Annotated in this window: 13 protein-coding genes; 11 read left to right on the top strand and 2 right to left on the bottom strand. The window is 38.6% G+C overall.

The genetic code is table 11. The features are described 5' to 3' along the window. The first annotated feature begins 58 nt into the window (after nt 1–58). Genes DES38_RS07250 through DES38_RS07240 form a run of 3 tightly spaced genes read left to right on the top strand, consistent with a single transcriptional unit; the run spans nt 59 to nt 3,045 of the window. The gene (locus DES38_RS07250; protein ID WP_110251448.1) at nt 59–1,045 is read left to right on the top strand and encodes an ABC transporter permease; all 987 of its coding nucleotides are present in this window, start codon (nt 59–61) and stop codon (nt 1,043–1,045) included. A gap of 1 nt (nt 1,046) precedes the next feature. After that, the gene (locus DES38_RS07245) at nt 1,047–1,841 is read left to right on the top strand and encodes an ABC transporter ATP-binding protein (protein ID WP_110251447.1); all 795 of its coding nucleotides are present in this window, start codon (nt 1,047–1,049) and stop codon (nt 1,839–1,841) included. A gap of 25 nt (nt 1,842–1,866) precedes the next feature. Further along, nucleotides 1,867–3,045 (top strand): aminotransferase-like domain-containing protein, encoded by a 1,179-nt coding sequence (locus DES38_RS07240; protein ID WP_110251446.1) that lies wholly within the window; start codon nt 1,867–1,869, stop codon nt 3,043–3,045. 47 nt (nt 3,046–3,092) lie between these two features. Here the strand turns inward: DES38_RS07240 and DES38_RS07235 are convergent, their stop codons facing one another. Further along, nucleotides 3,093–3,527, bottom strand: coding sequence for a YueI family protein (locus DES38_RS07235; RefSeq protein ID WP_110251445.1), 435 nt, complete (start codon nt 3,525–3,527; stop codon nt 3,093–3,095). A 107-nt stretch (nt 3,528–3,634) separates the two neighbouring features. Between DES38_RS07235 and DES38_RS07230 the strand changes: the two genes are divergently transcribed. The 3 genes from DES38_RS07230 (at nt 3,635) to adhE (ending at nt 7,793) form a co-directional block, all read left to right on the top strand. Then, complete coding sequence (locus DES38_RS07230) at nt 3,635–4,411, top strand: ABC transporter ATP-binding protein (protein ID WP_110251444.1); 777 nt, start codon at nt 3,635–3,637, stop codon at nt 4,409–4,411. 480 nt (nt 4,412–4,891) lie between these two features. Then, nucleotides 4,892–5,128: a hypothetical protein gene (locus tag DES38_RS07225; RefSeq protein WP_110251443.1), complete on the top strand. Its 237-nt coding sequence runs from the start codon at nt 4,892–4,894 to the stop codon at nt 5,126–5,128. A 55-nt stretch (nt 5,129–5,183) separates the two neighbouring features. Next, a complete protein-coding gene (gene adhE, locus DES38_RS07220) occupies nt 5,184–7,793 on the top strand; it encodes a bifunctional acetaldehyde-CoA/alcohol dehydrogenase (RefSeq protein WP_110251442.1) in 2,610 nt (869 codons plus the stop codon). Between the two features lie 96 nt (nt 7,794–7,889). Here the strand turns inward: adhE and DES38_RS07215 are convergent, their stop codons facing one another. Next, on the bottom strand, nt 7,890–9,053 hold the full coding sequence (locus DES38_RS07215; RefSeq protein ID WP_110251441.1) for an iron-containing alcohol dehydrogenase: 1,164 nt from the start codon (nt 9,051–9,053) through the stop codon (nt 7,890–7,892). A 444-nt stretch (nt 9,054–9,497) separates the two neighbouring features. On the opposite strand from DES38_RS07215, the gene pflB reads away from it, so the two are divergent. The 5 genes from pflB to DES38_RS07190 all read left to right on the top strand — a co-directional run bounded on the left by pflB (nt 9,498) and on the right by DES38_RS07190 (nt 14,830). Then, a complete protein-coding gene (gene pflB / locus DES38_RS07210; RefSeq protein ID WP_110251440.1) occupies nt 9,498–11,756 on the top strand; it encodes a formate C-acetyltransferase in 2,259 nt (752 codons plus the stop codon). A 25-nt stretch (nt 11,757–11,781) separates the two neighbouring features. Further along, nucleotides 11,782–12,528, top strand: coding sequence for a pyruvate formate-lyase-activating protein (pflA, locus tag DES38_RS07205; RefSeq protein ID WP_110251439.1), 747 nt, complete (start codon nt 11,782–11,784; stop codon nt 12,526–12,528). Between the two features lie 379 nt (nt 12,529–12,907). Next, the gene (locus tag DES38_RS07200; RefSeq protein WP_110251438.1) at nt 12,908–13,327 is read left to right on the top strand and encodes an organic hydroperoxide resistance protein; all 420 of its coding nucleotides are present in this window, start codon (nt 12,908–12,910) and stop codon (nt 13,325–13,327) included. Between the two features lie 205 nt (nt 13,328–13,532). Continuing rightward, nucleotides 13,533–14,330, top strand: a complete 798-nt coding sequence (gene proC, locus DES38_RS07195) for a pyrroline-5-carboxylate reductase (protein WP_110251437.1) — start codon at nt 13,533–13,535, stop codon at nt 14,328–14,330. 53 nt (nt 14,331–14,383) lie between these two features. Continuing rightward, on the top strand, nt 14,384–14,830 hold the full coding sequence (locus DES38_RS07190) for a flavodoxin domain-containing protein (RefSeq protein WP_110251436.1): 447 nt from the start codon (nt 14,384–14,386) through the stop codon (nt 14,828–14,830). Nucleotides 14,831–15,452 lie beyond the last annotated feature (622 nt).

The following is a 15,452-nucleotide window of genomic DNA, read 5'->3' as shown; positions in this document are numbered from 1 at the left end:
AGGCTGACGTTTACTTCGTAAACGTCGGCCTTATCACTTAAGAAGGGGAGTTTAAAACGTGTTTATTTCTATCTTTAATGCATTTGAATCAGGTATTATTTTTGCTATTATGGCACTCGGTGTCTATTTAACTTTTCGAATTTTAGATTTCCCGGATTTAACTGTTGATGGAAGTTTTGTCACAGGTGGTGCGGTGACAGCTATCTTAATTACGAATGGAATGCCTGCAATTATTGCTACATTTATTGCGATTGTTTGTGGATTTATCGCGGGTACGATTACCGGTTTATTAAATACAAAAGGTAAGGTTAATCCCTTACTATCCGGTATCTTAATGATGACCGCCCTCTACTCAATAAACTTAAGAATTATGGGCCAATCGACGATTCCACTTCTTAATCAATCGACGGTTTTCACTCAACTAAAAAACGTATTTGAATCCGCCGGTCTTGATGGGATCATTAATCAAGGTCTCACGGGACTTGGTTTAGAACGAACACCTTCAACGTATTCTGTGTTGTTAGTCATGCTTGTCGTCACTTTTTTCATTAAATTTGTGACCGATTATTTCTTGAAGACAGAGATAGGTTTAGCCCTACGAGCGACTGGAGACAATGAACGTATGATTCGTAGCTTTTCTGCGAATACAGATTTTCTAACGGTGATCGGTTTAGGGTTTTCGAATGCACTCGTCGCCTTAGCAGGGGGATTATATGCGCAATTCACTGGGTTTTCAGATTTGAACATGGGAATCGGGATGATTGTTGTTGGTCTTGCTTCTGTAATCATCGGAGAGTCTGTGGTTGGAACGAAGTCAATCATGCGAACAACTTTTGCGGTTATTATTGGTTCGATTATTTACCGTGTAGTTGTCACCTTAGCGCTACGTGCTGACTTTTTAGATAATGGCGATACGCGATTGATTACCGCCCTTTTAGTTATCTTAGCGTTAGTGATGCCAAGGTTAATCGAAACATATAAAGAGCGTACGCGAAAGAAGAAAAAGAGAGTCGCGCTTACTGAGCAAATAAAGGAGGGGGCTTAGCATGTTAGCTCTAGAACATGTCTCGGTTACATTTAATGAAGGAACAGCTGATGAAAAAAAGGCATTACAGTCGATTCAATTAACGTTAGAACAAGGTGAGTTTGTAACAGTAATCGGTAGTAACGGGGCAGGTAAATCAACGTTGATGAATATGATTTCAGGTGCCTTGTATCCTGATGTTGGTACAGTGTCAATCAATCAACAAAATGTTACTGCCCTTCCTGAGTATAAACGTGCTAAGCGGATTGGGCGTGTCTTTCAAGATCCGATGGCCGGTACTTCTCCTACAATGACGATTGAAGAGAACTTGGCAATGGCTTATAGTAGAAATAAGAAACGTTATTTAGTTCCGGGCGTAAATAAGAAACGTCGTGAACTGTTTAAAGAAAAGCTAAAAACCCTTCATCTTGGATTAGAAGACCGGTTAAATGCGAAGGTAGGTTTATTATCTGGCGGAGAACGTCAGGCTTTATCGTTATTAATGGCAACATTTACTGAACCTGATATCCTATTGCTTGATGAGCATACAGCTGCACTTGATCCATCACGAGCAGCATTAATTACAGATTTAACCGGTGATGTTGTCAAAGAGACAGGTCTCACTACACTGATGGTTACACATAATATGCAACAAGCGCTTGACCTAGGAAATCGTTTAATTATGATGGACAAGGGTCAAATTATCTTAGATATTCGCGGAGCGAAAAAACAAGCCCTAACAGTTGAAAAATTACTTCATGAATTTCAGCGCATTCGCGGGACGCATTTAGATGATGACCGGGCAATATTAGGTTAATAGATAAAGAAAGAAGGGGAGATAAATGAAATATGGATTTGCAGATCGGGTGCGTTATTTTGATTCATCAGCAGTGCGTGATATTTTAAAAGTTGTCAATAAAGGCGACGTCATTTCATTCGCAGGAGGATTGCCTGATGAAGGTCTCTTTCCGGTCGATGCGGTAGAGAAAGCATTTAGTAAAGCGATTCGTTCTGGGAACAAAGCACTCCAATACGCAGAAACAGAAGGGGTTATGGCATTAAGGAAACAACTTGCAGGACGGATGAGCAAAAAAGGCATCCAACGAAAAGCAAAAGATGTACTCGTTACTTCAGGTTCTCAACAAGCGATCGACTTATTTTCACGCGTCATGTTTAACCCAGGGGATGTTATTCTTACAGAGAACCCTACTTACCTCGCTGCGCTACAGGTATTTGCATCTTATGAGACACAGGTCATCCCAGTTGACTCAGATGTTGATGGAATGATTGAAAGCGATTTGGAAGAGAAAATAAAACAACATCATCCGAAATGCATCTATGTCGTACCAACTTTCTCCAACCCTGATGGTAAAGTGTGGTCGCAAGCGCGACGGGACATGTTGATGAAGTTAGCAGAACGTTATCATGTCGTTATTATGGAAGATGATCCTTATGGTGACATTCAATTTGACCCAGCATCAATGCCAAAGAGTTTAGCGGCAATGGATACATCGAATCAATATGTTGTCTATACGAGTACAATCTCCAAAACAGTTGTACCCGCGATGCGAATAGGATGGATTACGGGTCCACACCAAATCATTCGTCTAATTGCGCAGGCGAAACAGGCAGCGGATTTACACACGAATTCAATAAGTCAGCATGCCTTATCTCATTTACTTAACGACTACGATTTAGATCAGCACATTGAAACCATTCGTGAAACCTATAAGGGGCGAATGGAAATCATGAAACGTCGATTAGATAATGCAAATATTGAGGGGCTGACGTACCTTGAGCCGAAGGGCGGAATGTTTTTCTGGGTAACTCTACCTGAACGTTATGATCCGCAGGCATTGCTCGAAATCGCAGTCGCAGCGGGCGTTGCATTTGTTCCAGGGCAACCATTTTATGTGGGCAGTAAAAAAAGGCATACGCTGCGGTTGAACTTTACGAATGCGACACCAGATTTGATTGAAGAGGGAATGGATCGCTTAGTGAAGGTACTTAAATCAGTATAATAATGCTTACAACACCTCGGCACAATATTGTGACGAGGTGTTGTAAGTTAGTCATTCATGCCAAACAATTTATCTAACCATGAGCGTTTTTTTGGTCGATCTGGTTCTTTAATTTTTGGTGCACGATAAAAAATATCATTTAAATCCACGGCATGGTCATATGTTAAGACCAGACCGTAGCCGCTTTTATTGGATTTTTCATCCACGATGGTATAACGAATCCCGTGTTTTAAAGCAAGTCTTCGGTAGGGACTTAATGTATCAAGTGATAGTAAAGCATTAAATAACACATGAGCATCCGGATGCTTTTTAAGTTTTTCTTCAAATACATTAAGCCCGCGTTTATCGCGAATTTGATCTCTTGTTAACACAAATGCTGCCCGTTCGCGCAGGCTGCCTAAGAATAATCGTCGCTCATCAGGTTTTGTTTGTTTTTGACCATACATGCCTTCTTGTAAATAGTCATCCATGTTTTTTGACATCTATCTCACCTCAAGGCTAGTATAACAGATATATAGGCTTGGATTGAAGTAAAATAGCGCTTTTAAAAGTAAGGTATCTATTATATAGAAGAAAGGGGAAAGACTTAATGCTGTCGCTTAAAAATGTTGGGTTACTTAGACAAGGGAAATGGATTTTAGATGATCTATCATGGGAAGTTAAAAAAGGTGAACAATGGGTTTTACTCGGATTAAATGGAGCAGGAAAAACCGCGCTACTTCATATGTTAAGTGCGTACCACTTTCCAGCTAAAGGTGAGGTGACGGTGCTAGGTAAAACGTTCGGGCGAGATCCGCTAGGTGAGTCGTTAAGGCAGTCCATCGGCTTAGTTTCTGACACATTAAAGCAGCGTTTTTATAACGATGATTCAGCTTATCAAATTGTACTAAGTGGTGGATTTCAATCGATTGGTTTATATCAGTCTCCAACCGATGCCATGCGTATAAGAGCGCAACAGCGATTAAAGGATGTTGGCGCCTTCGATTATGCAGACCGATCATTTGAGACATTATCACAAGGAGAGCGCCAACGTGTTATGATTGCTCGTGCTTTGATGCGTGAACCCAAATTATTAATATTAGACGAACCGACCAGTGGTCTTGATTTTGTCGCGAAAGAGCAAGTCTTAGCTACGGTGGCGCAGTTAATGAATAAAGATGATGCCCCAATGGTGTTGTATGTGACACATCATGTCGATGAAATCTTACCGGGTTTTACACATGTGTGCATGTTGAAAGCGGGACGTATTCATCAAGCAGGACCTGTTGAAGAGTTAATAAACCAAGCCAGCTTGTCAACGTTTTTCGGGTGTGATTTATCGTTAGAATGGCACGGAAAGCGGCCGTATATTTTTAAAAACTGTTAATCGCTGATGCGTTTCTTCTATATAAACTTAAAAAAACCTGAAAAAGTAGTGAGGTGCGAACATGAGGCATCTTAGTGCTTTTTTAGTATATTAATCAGTTGTTCGAAAGCCGTGTGAGCAAATAACTGACATCTAAGTTTAATAAAAAAAGGTAGTGTTAAGGGGAGTTGTACGTTGAGCGGATTGATGGAGAAGTAGAGAGCAAGCGTGGTCGGTTAAGTGTGTATATGTAAGCGTTATCATTCTGTGTCATTCCAAATAATTTGAAAATGTAACAGTTAGATCCTGTTTCAATTTTGAAATATCAAATATAATAGCTTGCTTTTTATCAGAAAACCCTGTTACATCAACGTTTTGATTAGTGAGTGGAGATGGTAAATCATTAAATGTGAATAGTTTCACAAACCTGTCACAATTTCAGTATTTTGTAAGCGCATACAGATGATATGATGAAATCAGAAAGAACGAGGGGGGTATAAAATGATATTAACAGAGTGGAGAGACTTTGGTACTGATGCTGAATTTTATACGCAAGAGTTTTTTGAAGCACATGTCGATGACCGATTCGAAGCAATGAGCTTAGAAGAGGGTAAAGACATTCCGAATTTTATCTGGACAGATCAGCATGTTGTTGTAATTAAAAACAATACACGATTGATCAATGATGTTTCATTTGTTAAAATTCCTCGCAACCCGTCGGTTATGAATTTCGTTTAATTTTTTTGAGCTTTATTGCTCATAATTTCACATACAATATTAGGAGGCTAACACAATGGTCACAAAAACAGACAAAAAAAATGAAGTAAAAGAACCAACAGTAGCAGAAGCGATTGACAAACTAGCTACAAACGCACAACAGGCACTAGCAGAAATGAGAAAGCTAGACCAAGATCAAATCAATGATATCGTAAAAGCAATGGCACTAGCTGGTCTTGACAAGCACATGTACCTTGCGAAATTAGCGGTTGAAGAAACAGGGCGTGGTGTTTATGAAGATAAGATCATCAAAAACATCTTTGCAACTGAATATGTTTACCACAACATCAAGTACGATCGCACAATTGGTGTGATTAGTGAAAACGAACATGATGGTGTTGTAGAAATCGCTGAACCAATCGGTGTTGTTGCAGGTGTTACACCAGTAACAAACCCAACATCAACAGCAATGTTTAAATCACTAATTTCAATTAAAACTGGAAACCCAATCATCTTTGCATTCCACCCAGGCGCGCAAAAATGTAGTTCAGAAGCAGCTCGTATTTTATATGAAGCAGCAGTAAAAGCCGGCGCTCCTGAAAACTGTATTCAATGGGTTGAAAAGCCTTCAATTGAAGGAACTCAAGCATTAATGAAACACCCTGGTGTCGCAACAATTCTTGCAACAGGTGGTCCAGGCATGGTTAAATCAGCATACAGCTCTGGTAAACCAGCGCTTGGTGTCGGTGCAGGGAACGTTCCGTGCTACATTGAAAAGACAGCAAACATTAAGCGTTCTGTAAATGATCTTATTATGTCAAAAACATTTGATAATGGTATGATTTGTGCATCAGAACAAGCGGTTATTGCTGATAAAGAAATCTATGACGAAGTTAAACAAGAAATGATTAATAACAAAGTTCACTTCTTAACACCAGCTGAAAAAGCTAAAGTAGAAAAACTTGTCATTAACGAAGATACTTGTGCTGTTAACCCTAAAATTGTGGGGATGAAACCAGTACTAATTGCTGAAATGGCAGGCGTTAAAGTACCAGAAGATACTAAGATTCTTGTTGCTGAATTAACAGGCGTTGGTCCAGATCATCCACTATCTCGCGAGAAATTAAGCCCAGTTCTTGCTGCTTACAAAGTAAATAGCACAGAAGAAGGTTTGACTCGCTCAGAAGAAATGCTAGAATTCGGTGGTTTAGGTCACTCTGCAGTTATTCACTCAAATGATCAAGACGTGATTGATCAATTCGCTAAACGTATGAAAGCGGGTCGTCTAATTACGAATGCACCGTCATCACAAGGAGCGATTGGTGATATCTATAATGCTTACCTTCCATCATTAACGCTAGGTTGTGGTTCTTACGGTGGAAACTCAGTATCACAAAACGTTGGTGCAGCAAACTTAATTAACATTAAAAAACTAGCGAGAAGGAATAATAATATGCAATGGTTTAAAGTTCCTGAAAAAATTTACTTTGAGAAAAATTCAATTCAATATTTACAAAAAATGCCTAAGATCACAAAAGCAATGATCGTAACTGATCCAATGATGGTTAAATTAGGTTACGTTGATAAAGTGTTGTATCACTTACGTAAGCGTTCGGACTATGTACACTGTGAAATCTTCTCAGATGTAGAGCCGGATCCATCAAAAGAAACAGTTATGCGTGGTACGGCAGCAATGGACGCATTTGAGCCAGATGTTATCATCGCTTTAGGTGGTGGTTCTGCAATGGATGCCGCTAAAGGTATGTGGTTATTCCATGAACACCCAGATACTGAATTTGATGGCATTAAACAAAAATTCTTGGATATTCGTAAACGTGTCTATAAATTCCCTGAGTTAGGAAACAAAGCACAATTTGTTGCGATTCCGACGACATCAGGTACTGGTTCTGAGGTTACACCGTTTACTGTAATCACTGACAAAGAAAACAACATTAAATATCCATTAGCGGATTATGCATTAACACCAGATGTTGCGATTATCGATCCACAGTTTGTTATGACAGTACCACCAGTCATCACAGCTGATACAGGTATGGATGTATTAACACACGCAATTGAAGCATATGTGTCGGTTTTAGCTAATGATTACACTGATGGTTTGGCAATGAAAGCAATCAAATTGGTCTTTGATAACTTAGTTACAGCATACAAAGACGGATCTAATGAATTTGCGCGTGAGAAAATGCACAACGCTTCAGCGCTTGCGGGTATGGCTTTTGCCAACGCATTCTTAGGTATTAACCATAGTTTAGCGCACAAACTAGGTGCTGAATTCCATATTGCACACGGTCGTGCTAATGCAATTCTTATGCCGCATGTTATTCGTTACAATGCGAAAAAACCAACAAAATTCAACTCGTTCCCTAAATATGAGCACTTCGTAGCAGATAAACGCTATGCAGAAATTGCACAATCATTAGGATTACCAGCTAAAACTACTGAAGAAGGCGTTGAAAGTTTAGTAAATGCAGTCTATGATTTAGCGAAAAAATTAAACATCCCAATGTCAATCGCTGAAAACGGCGTCGACAAAAAAGAATTTGAAGCACGTGTGGATTATCTAGCAGATCGTGCGTTTGAAGATCAATGTACAACGGCAAACCCTAAATTGCCGTTAGTAACAGAACTTGCTGATGTCTACCGCAATGCCTTTGTAGGTAAGTAATTTAAGTTTCCCCTTTTAAATAGTTATATACCAAAAACCCCTTCGTCCTAGTCAACGAAGGGGTTTTACTTTAATAGCTAATGATTACTTAGGTGTTTAGAGGCTAGCTTGATAAATTGCAACTGCATCAGCACGATTTAATGATTTAAAGCCACCGAAGCTATCGCTTAAACGGACAGTATGATCAGCCATTTCTTCAATCGTTGAAGCATCAATTTCATAATCTTTAAATGAAACGGGTGCGCCAATTGATGTCCAAAATGCGCGTAATCGTTGAATTCCACATAAAGCAAATTCATGATCTGACATGTGACCTTGTTCTAGACCAAAGACGCGTGTCGCCATTTGTTTAAAACGATCGACATCAGTTTCTAAAACATGTTCCATCCAGTGAGGGAAGAGAATGGCTAGACCACCACCATGCGGAATGTCATGAACAGCAGAGACGGCGTGCTCTAAATTATGTGTCGCCCAATCGCCGTGATACCCCATGCTTACCATGCCGTTTAGTGCCATGGTTCCTGCATAAAGAATTGTAGCGCGATGATCGACGTTGTCTAGGTCACTCATTAATTTTGGTCCGGTTTCAATTACTGTCTTAAGGATACCTTCAACCATATAATCTTGTAGCGGTGTCGTTTCGTGGTGGAAGTAATGTTCAAGTGCATGGGACATAATGTCAACAATTCCGTAAATGGTTTGGTCTTCGGGTACGGATAGCGTATGCGCAGGATCTAAAATTGAAAATGTTGGGTATGCGTAAGGGCTTCCCCAACCAAATTTCTCATTGGTATCCCAATTTGTAATAACCGATCCGGCGTTCATTTCAGACCCAGTTGCAGCCAAGGTCAAAACGGTACCGAATGGTACGGCATCCGTAGCCTGCCCTTTCTTAGAAATAATATCCCAAATATCATCTGTTGATTTTGCGCCAACAGCAATTGCTTTTGTGCAGTCAATTGTACTACCACCACCTACGGCAAGGATGAAGTCAATCTGATGGGATTCAACGAGCTCAATGCCTTTTCTGACCGTTGCTAAACGTGGGTTAGGCTCAACGCCTGAAAGCTCGGTAACATGTGCATCAATTTTTTCGAGCTCAGCCAATACGTCAGCGTAAATACCATTGCGCTTGATGCTGCCACCGCCATATACAAGTAAAACGTTCTTTCCATAAGGTCTAACCTCATCCGCGAGTTGGGTGAGTGTACCTTTTCCAAAAATTAATTTTGTTGGGTTATGAAATGTAAAGTTGTTCAATATTATCGCCTCCTAACTCATATAATGATTCCTTTTAAAAACGTTGTAAAGTAATAAGCAACTAATGAAGCTGATTAAAAATCATTTTAGTGAGTTAGCTAGGGAAATGAGAGGTTATTGAAAACGTTTTACTGTATTAATATAGATGTATACAAAAACTATAACAGAGTAATACAGGTTTGTTGTTATCACTTTCTAAGGTTATTTAGAGTATCTAAGTCACTAGGTTAAACCTTATGAAATCAGTGTTTTTAATAGATTTAAAAGTATGACATTAGTGAAATCCTTTACCGTAATAAAATTTGAACAAATTATGAACATTCACTATAACAGTTTTAAAATGTGATGGGTTTCACTTTATTTTTTATACCAAACGGTATATACTGTTAGTATAAGTTAATTAATCAAAAGATCATGTGATATAAAATTCAAGGAGGTAGCGGAATGAAAACTGCAGAAGAAGTAACAATGAACAGCGCTTGGAACGGTTTCCGTGAAGGTAGATGGCAAAAAGAGATTGATGTACGTGACTTTATTATCAAGAACTTTACAGAATATGAAGGTGACGAATCATTCTTAGTGGGCCCTACTGATAACACAACTAAACTTTGGGATAAAGTAATGCATTTAACAAAAGAAGAACGTGAACGTGGTGGCGTATACGATCTTGATACGAAAATTGTCTCAACAATTACTTCACACGATGCCGGTTATTTAGATGAAGGTCTTGAAAAAGTTGTCGGTGTTCAAACGGATATTCCTTTCAAACGTTCACTTCAACCATTCGGCGGTATCCGCATGGCATCTGTATCTGCTGAATCTTATGGCTATAAATTAGATGAAGAAGTAGAAAAAATCTTTACTGAATATCGTAAGACACACAATCAAGGTGTATTCGATGCTTATAATGCAGAAATTCGTGCAGCGCGTCGCGCAGGTATCGTAACAGGTTTACCAGATGCTTATGGACGTGGACGTATCATCGGTGATTACCGTCGTGTAGCCCTTTACGGTATCGATAAATTATTAGAAATGAAAAAAGCTGATTATGATTTAATCGGTGGTAATGGTGTGATGAGTGACGATGTTATTCGTGATCGTGAAGAGCATTCAGAACAATACCGTGCCCTACAAGAATTAAAGCAATTAGGTAAAATTTATGGTTTCGATATTTCTAAACCAGCTCAAAACGCGCAAGAAGCATTCCAATGGTTATACCTTGGCTATCTGGCAGCGGTTAAAGAACAAAACGGTGCAGCAATGAGTCTTGGCCGGACATCTACATTCTTAGATATTTACATTGAACGTGATATCGCTAATGGTGTGATGACTGAAGAAGAAGCACAAGAACTCGTTGATCACTTTGTTATGAAGTTACGTCTTGTTAAATTCGCAAGAACGCCTGAATACAATGAATTATTCTCAGGTGACCCAACGTGGGTAACGGAATCTCTAGCAGGTATGGCAGAAGATGGTCGTTCGTTAGTTACGAAAAACTCATACCGTTTCTTGCACACATTAGATAACTTAGGTCCAGCACCTGAGCCAAACTTAACTGTACTTTGGTCAGAAAAATTACCTGAGAACTATAAAAAATATTGCGCGAAAATGTCAATTCAATCAAGTTCAATTCAATATGAAAATGACGATTTAATGCGCGGTCACTATGGCGATGACTATGGTATTGCTTGTTGTGTATCTGCCATGCGTATTGGTAAACAAATGCAATTCTTTGGTGCACGTGTAAACTTAGCAAAAGCCTTACTTTACTCAATCAATGGTGGTGTTGATGAGAAATCTAAAGCGCAAGTAGCGCCAGGATTCGCACCGATCACTTCTGAGTACTTAGATTTTGATGAAGTAATGGGTAAATACGACACAATGTTAGATTGGTTATCAGGCGTTTATGTTAATGCCTTAAATATCATTCACTACATGCACGATAAGTACAGCTATGAAAGAATTGAAATGGCGCTTCATGATCGTGAAGTATTCCGCACAATGGCGTGTGGTATTGCGGGTCTTTCAGTAGTAGCTGATTCATTAAGTGCAATCAAATTTGCAAAAGTTCGTACCATTCGTGATGAAGATGGTTTAGTTGTTGATTACGAAGTAGAAGGCGACTTCCCTAAATACGGTAACAATGATGATCGTGTTGATATGATTGCTGCTGATTTAGTGAAACGTTTCATGAACAAAGTTAAACAACATAAAACGTACCGTGATTCAGTTCATACACAATCACTGCTTACGATTACATCTAACGTTGTCTATGGTAAGAAAACAGGTAATACACCTGACGGACGTCGTGCTGGCGAACCATTTGCACCGGGTGCTAACCCACTTCATGGTCGCGACACAAACGGTTCATTAGCTTCACTTATGTCAGTTGCTAAAATGCCATATGAGTACGCAATGGATGGTATTTCTAACACATTCTCAATCGTACCAAAAGCACTTGGTAAAGATGATGATACACAAAAAACAAACCTAGCAGCAATGCTTGATGGTTATATTAAGAAAAATGGTCATCACTTAAATGTTAACGTATTTGACCGTGAAACATTGATGGATGCAATGGAACATCCAGAAGAGTATCCGCAATTAACCATCCGTGTATCGGGTTACGCTGTTAACTTTGTTAAGTTGACAAGAGAACAGCAAATTGATGTTATTAACCGTACGTTCCACGAAAGCTTATAAGGTTCATGTATAGGAGGGTTACACCATGAAAGGAAACATTCACTCAATTGAAACGCTTGGTACCGTAGATGGTCCAGGTTTACGCTATATAATATTCACACAAGGTTGTTTATTGCGTTGTCAATTTTGCCATAATCCAGATACCTGGAAAATGTCAGGTGGCAAAGAAATGACCGTTAAAGAACTGGTCGATGACATAAAGACCTACAAAGACTTCTTTGATTCATCAGGTGGTGGTGTGACAGTTAGTGGTGGTGAACCGTTAATTCAAGCGGAATTTTTACTTGAATTATTCACGGAACTTAAAAAGTTGGACATTCACACGTGTATTGATTCATCAGGTGGTTGTTTCAGTCGTGCCCCTCGTTTCATTGAAACGCTTGATAAGTTAATGGAAGTAACCGATTTAATTTTATTCGACTTTAAACAAATTGATGATGAAAAACACAAGGTATTAACAGGTGTATCAAATCAACATATCTTAGACATGGCGCGGTATTTGGATGAAAAAGGTGTGCCGATTTGGGCGCGTCACGTGCTCATACCTGGTGGCAGTGATGATGATCAACTCTTGCAACGATTATCAGACTTTATTGCGACTCTTTCAAATGTCGAGCGGATTGATGTTTTACCTTATCACAAACTTGGTGTTTATAAATGGGAAAATCTCGGTCTAGCTTATCCGCTTGAAGGTGTTGAACCACCATCAGAAGAACGGGTTAAAAACGCGGAAGCAATTTTAAATCGAGAAAAAACAATTGTACGAACATAAATACAAAGGTGTATCTTCTTAATAGAGAAGGTGCACTTTTTTCTTTAGTTGCATCCCTGGTGGTGAAGAAAAGCGCTAGTTGAAAAGATGATGAGACGCTCTAAATTTGTTGGTGTGTCAGCGATTGATGCGGTTTGTAACTTTTTAGATACCTGAGACTATGCTTAGCTTCATAATGTCTATCAGCTTAGTAGGGATTGCCCTAGATCAATGATCTAGATCTTTTTATTGATTCAAATCAGAAGAAGTTATGGGTGTGTATCACTAGAAATGTGATGGAAAGACGCATACAAAAAATGTTTCTAAATATAGATGTTTAAAAACCGACTAAAAAGGTATACATAATATGTAGCAAAAATATAAAGGAGTGGATCAAATAATGAGTAATGTAATGTTTACTTCACACGCAACAGCTAAAGGTGGACGTAAAGGTCACGTAAAATCAGATGATGGGATCATTGATTTGAATTTAGTTGACCCGGCATCAGGATCTAGCGAAAAAGGTTCAAATCCAGAGCAACTTTTTGCAGCGGGCTATGCAGCCTGTTATGATGGCGCGTTAAACTTGATCGCTGATCGAGAAAAGAAAGAGATTGATTCCACACTAACGGCTGATGTAAGTTTATTGAAAGATGAAAGTGACGGTGGCTTTAAAGTAGGTGTCGTATTGCAAGTTGATATAAAAGGTGTTGACCAAGAAGAAGCGGAGCACTTAGCAAAACTTGCTCATGACTTCTGCCCGTATTCTAAGGCAACGCGTGGCAACATTGATGTTGAGTTGAAAGTTACTGCAAAATAATGAAGAACGGAATCCCTGCTAGAGATAACGAGCTAGTAGGGGTTCTTTTTGTTCTTGCATTGATGCATTTGGGTGCGTTATATTAGAGAGTGGAGTGTGATTGATTCCGTTGGCGCATGCGTTTCTTGAAGGTTAATTAAGGGTATTAAAGTAACGTAAGCGCGAAGGAATGAATCGAATAATTTAACTATAGGAGTGGTGAGTCATGGCAGATGAAAAAATATTGATTGTCGGCGCTGGTCGAATGGCACAGGCAATTATTAAAGGTCTAAAACAAGCGGGTTTCACGAACGTTTTAGTTGGTAATAATGGCAATGTTGAACGTTTAGAAGAGGTTGAATCACGCTTTGGAGTTAATTCGACTGAGCAATGGCAAAATCACGTTTCTGATCAAAATATTATAATTTTAGCGATGCCGCCAGAAGCACATGATGAAGTCCTGGCAGAACTGAGTGAAGTTGTTGAGAAACAATTGATTTTAACAGTTGCTGCAGGTATTGATGTAAGTTATATGCAGGAGCGTTTACCAGAAGGAACGCCAGTAAGCTGGTTAATGCCAAATACGGCAGCTGCCAAAGGTCAATCAATGACCTTGTTCGCTTTAGGTGAGCATGTGAATGATCAACATGAATATTATATTGAAAAGATTCTATTTAGTATTGGTCAATTCAAGAAATTAACAGAGACGCAGATGCATGCATTAACGCCGATCACTGGAAGTGGCCCAGCCTTCATTTACCGAATGGCTGATAATTTAATCAAAGAAGCGCAAAAAAGTGGTATATCAGAAGTTACTGCTAAGCAATTGATCGCGCAAATGATTAAAGGTTCAGCGGAGATGTTGACATCTGACCTTAAATGTCCGCAAGACTTGATGGATGAGGTAGCGAGTCCGGGTGGCGTAACAGAACGTGGTCTGCAAGTTTTTGAAAAATATCATTTTGATGAAATGATGCGTGAAGTCATTGAAGCATGTTTAGAGCGTGCGGAATTAGATGAATAGAAAACCTTGACTGACAAAATCATTATCACGTATGATAATGGTGAGGTGAAGTTATGAAGATTGCAATCGTATATGCGAGTATGACCGGTAATACGGAAATGATCGCCGAAGAGTTTAAAGCGTATTTTGATAAACATTCCGTTGAGTATCAATCTTACCATATTAATCATGATGATTTTTTTGCGTTTGACTTAACGGATTATGATGCCATCTTATTTGGCTCGTACACTTACGGGGATGGTGAATTACCATTTGAGCTAGAAGATTTTTATGATGAGTTGGATGATGAAGACCTATCAGGGAAAATCTTTAGTCTGTTTGGGTCTTGTGACTCGTTTTATCCGTTATATGGTGTTGCTTTAGATATATTAGCTGATAAATTCACTGCGCAAGGTGCGACGGTTGTTGGTGAGTATCTAAAAGTTGATTTGGCGCCAGATGGTGAAGATATTAAACAGGTTCACGCCCTTGCGGATACATTTCTTAATGCAACTAAATAGGTGTAATTTAAACCAATCTTTTAAACATCGTGAGGATGTTACTAAGATTGGTTTTTATTATTTCTGATGATGCGTGTCCTTGTCCATAAAACGATCATATAAAAGAATATACAGAGGTTACGTAAGGATATATTATCTTGCTTTTATTTTGAAAAAATATAGAATTGAAATAAGAAAGTGAGAAATATTTTTACTATATATTATCCTTGTAAAGGAGGAAGTTAATATTGAAATTCACTAGAATCGATTGGTTTCTTTTAATTTTCATCATGATTACCTCTATGCTTCTTTATGTTTTTTTTGCTAATAAAATATCTAATCATTTTTTAAATTTAATTATTTTGTCATTGAGTATCTTAACAGGAACTTTAAGAAATATTTATTACAAAAAAAAGAGAAATAAAATTAGGGAATATGAATATAAAAAACGCGAATTTTAATATAATGAATAGTTATTTTGGGAATATTGTGGAAATGATTTGAGGTTTTATGGTTTTTATCTCGAGTTTGACACTTAATTTAAAGAAGGTCTGTTGTAAAATGAAATGCATAATCCCATTAGATATTAAAAAAGCCATGTAAATGCGCTATACTTATGAGTGACTAAACAAATAAGTTAGGA

Origin of the sequence: Streptohalobacillus salinus (assembly GCF_003201605.1) — a bacterium.
Taxonomy (GTDB): domain Bacteria; phylum Bacillota; class Bacilli; order Bacillales; family Amphibacillaceae; genus Streptohalobacillus; species Streptohalobacillus salinus.
The sequence above is the reverse complement of the archived record's forward strand: the minus strand, read 5'-3'. Positions and strand labels throughout refer to the sequence as shown.

Excerpts from the sequence above, each read along its gene's own strand:
- DES38_RS07200 (WP_110251438.1), top strand. The coding sequence starts at position 12,908 with ATGAGTAATGTAATGTTTACTTCACACGCAACAGCTAAAGGTGGACGT.
- pflB (WP_110251440.1), top strand. The coding sequence starts at position 9,498 with ATGAAAACTGCAGAAGAAGTAACAATGAACAGCGCTTGGAACGGTTTC.
- DES38_RS07235 (WP_110251445.1), bottom strand. The coding sequence starts at position 3,527 with ATGTCAAAAAACATGGATGACTATTTACAAGAAGGCATGTATGGTCAA.
- proC (WP_110251437.1), top strand. The coding sequence starts at position 13,533 with ATGGCAGATGAAAAAATATTGATTGTCGGCGCTGGTCGAATGGCACAG.
- DES38_RS07190 (WP_110251436.1), top strand. The coding sequence starts at position 14,384 with ATGAAGATTGCAATCGTATATGCGAGTATGACCGGTAATACGGAAATG.
- DES38_RS07230 (WP_110251444.1), top strand. The coding sequence starts at position 3,635 with ATGCTGTCGCTTAAAAATGTTGGGTTACTTAGACAAGGGAAATGGATT.
- adhE (WP_110251442.1), top strand. The coding sequence starts at position 5,184 with ATGGTCACAAAAACAGACAAAAAAAATGAAGTAAAAGAACCAACAGTA.
- DES38_RS07245 (WP_110251447.1), top strand. The coding sequence starts at position 1,047 with ATGTTAGCTCTAGAACATGTCTCGGTTACATTTAATGAAGGAACAGCT.
- DES38_RS07225 (WP_110251443.1), top strand. The coding sequence starts at position 4,892 with ATGATATTAACAGAGTGGAGAGACTTTGGTACTGATGCTGAATTTTAT.
- DES38_RS07240 (WP_110251446.1), top strand. The coding sequence starts at position 1,867 with ATGAAATATGGATTTGCAGATCGGGTGCGTTATTTTGATTCATCAGCA.
- pflA (WP_110251439.1), top strand. The coding sequence starts at position 11,782 with ATGAAAGGAAACATTCACTCAATTGAAACGCTTGGTACCGTAGATGGT.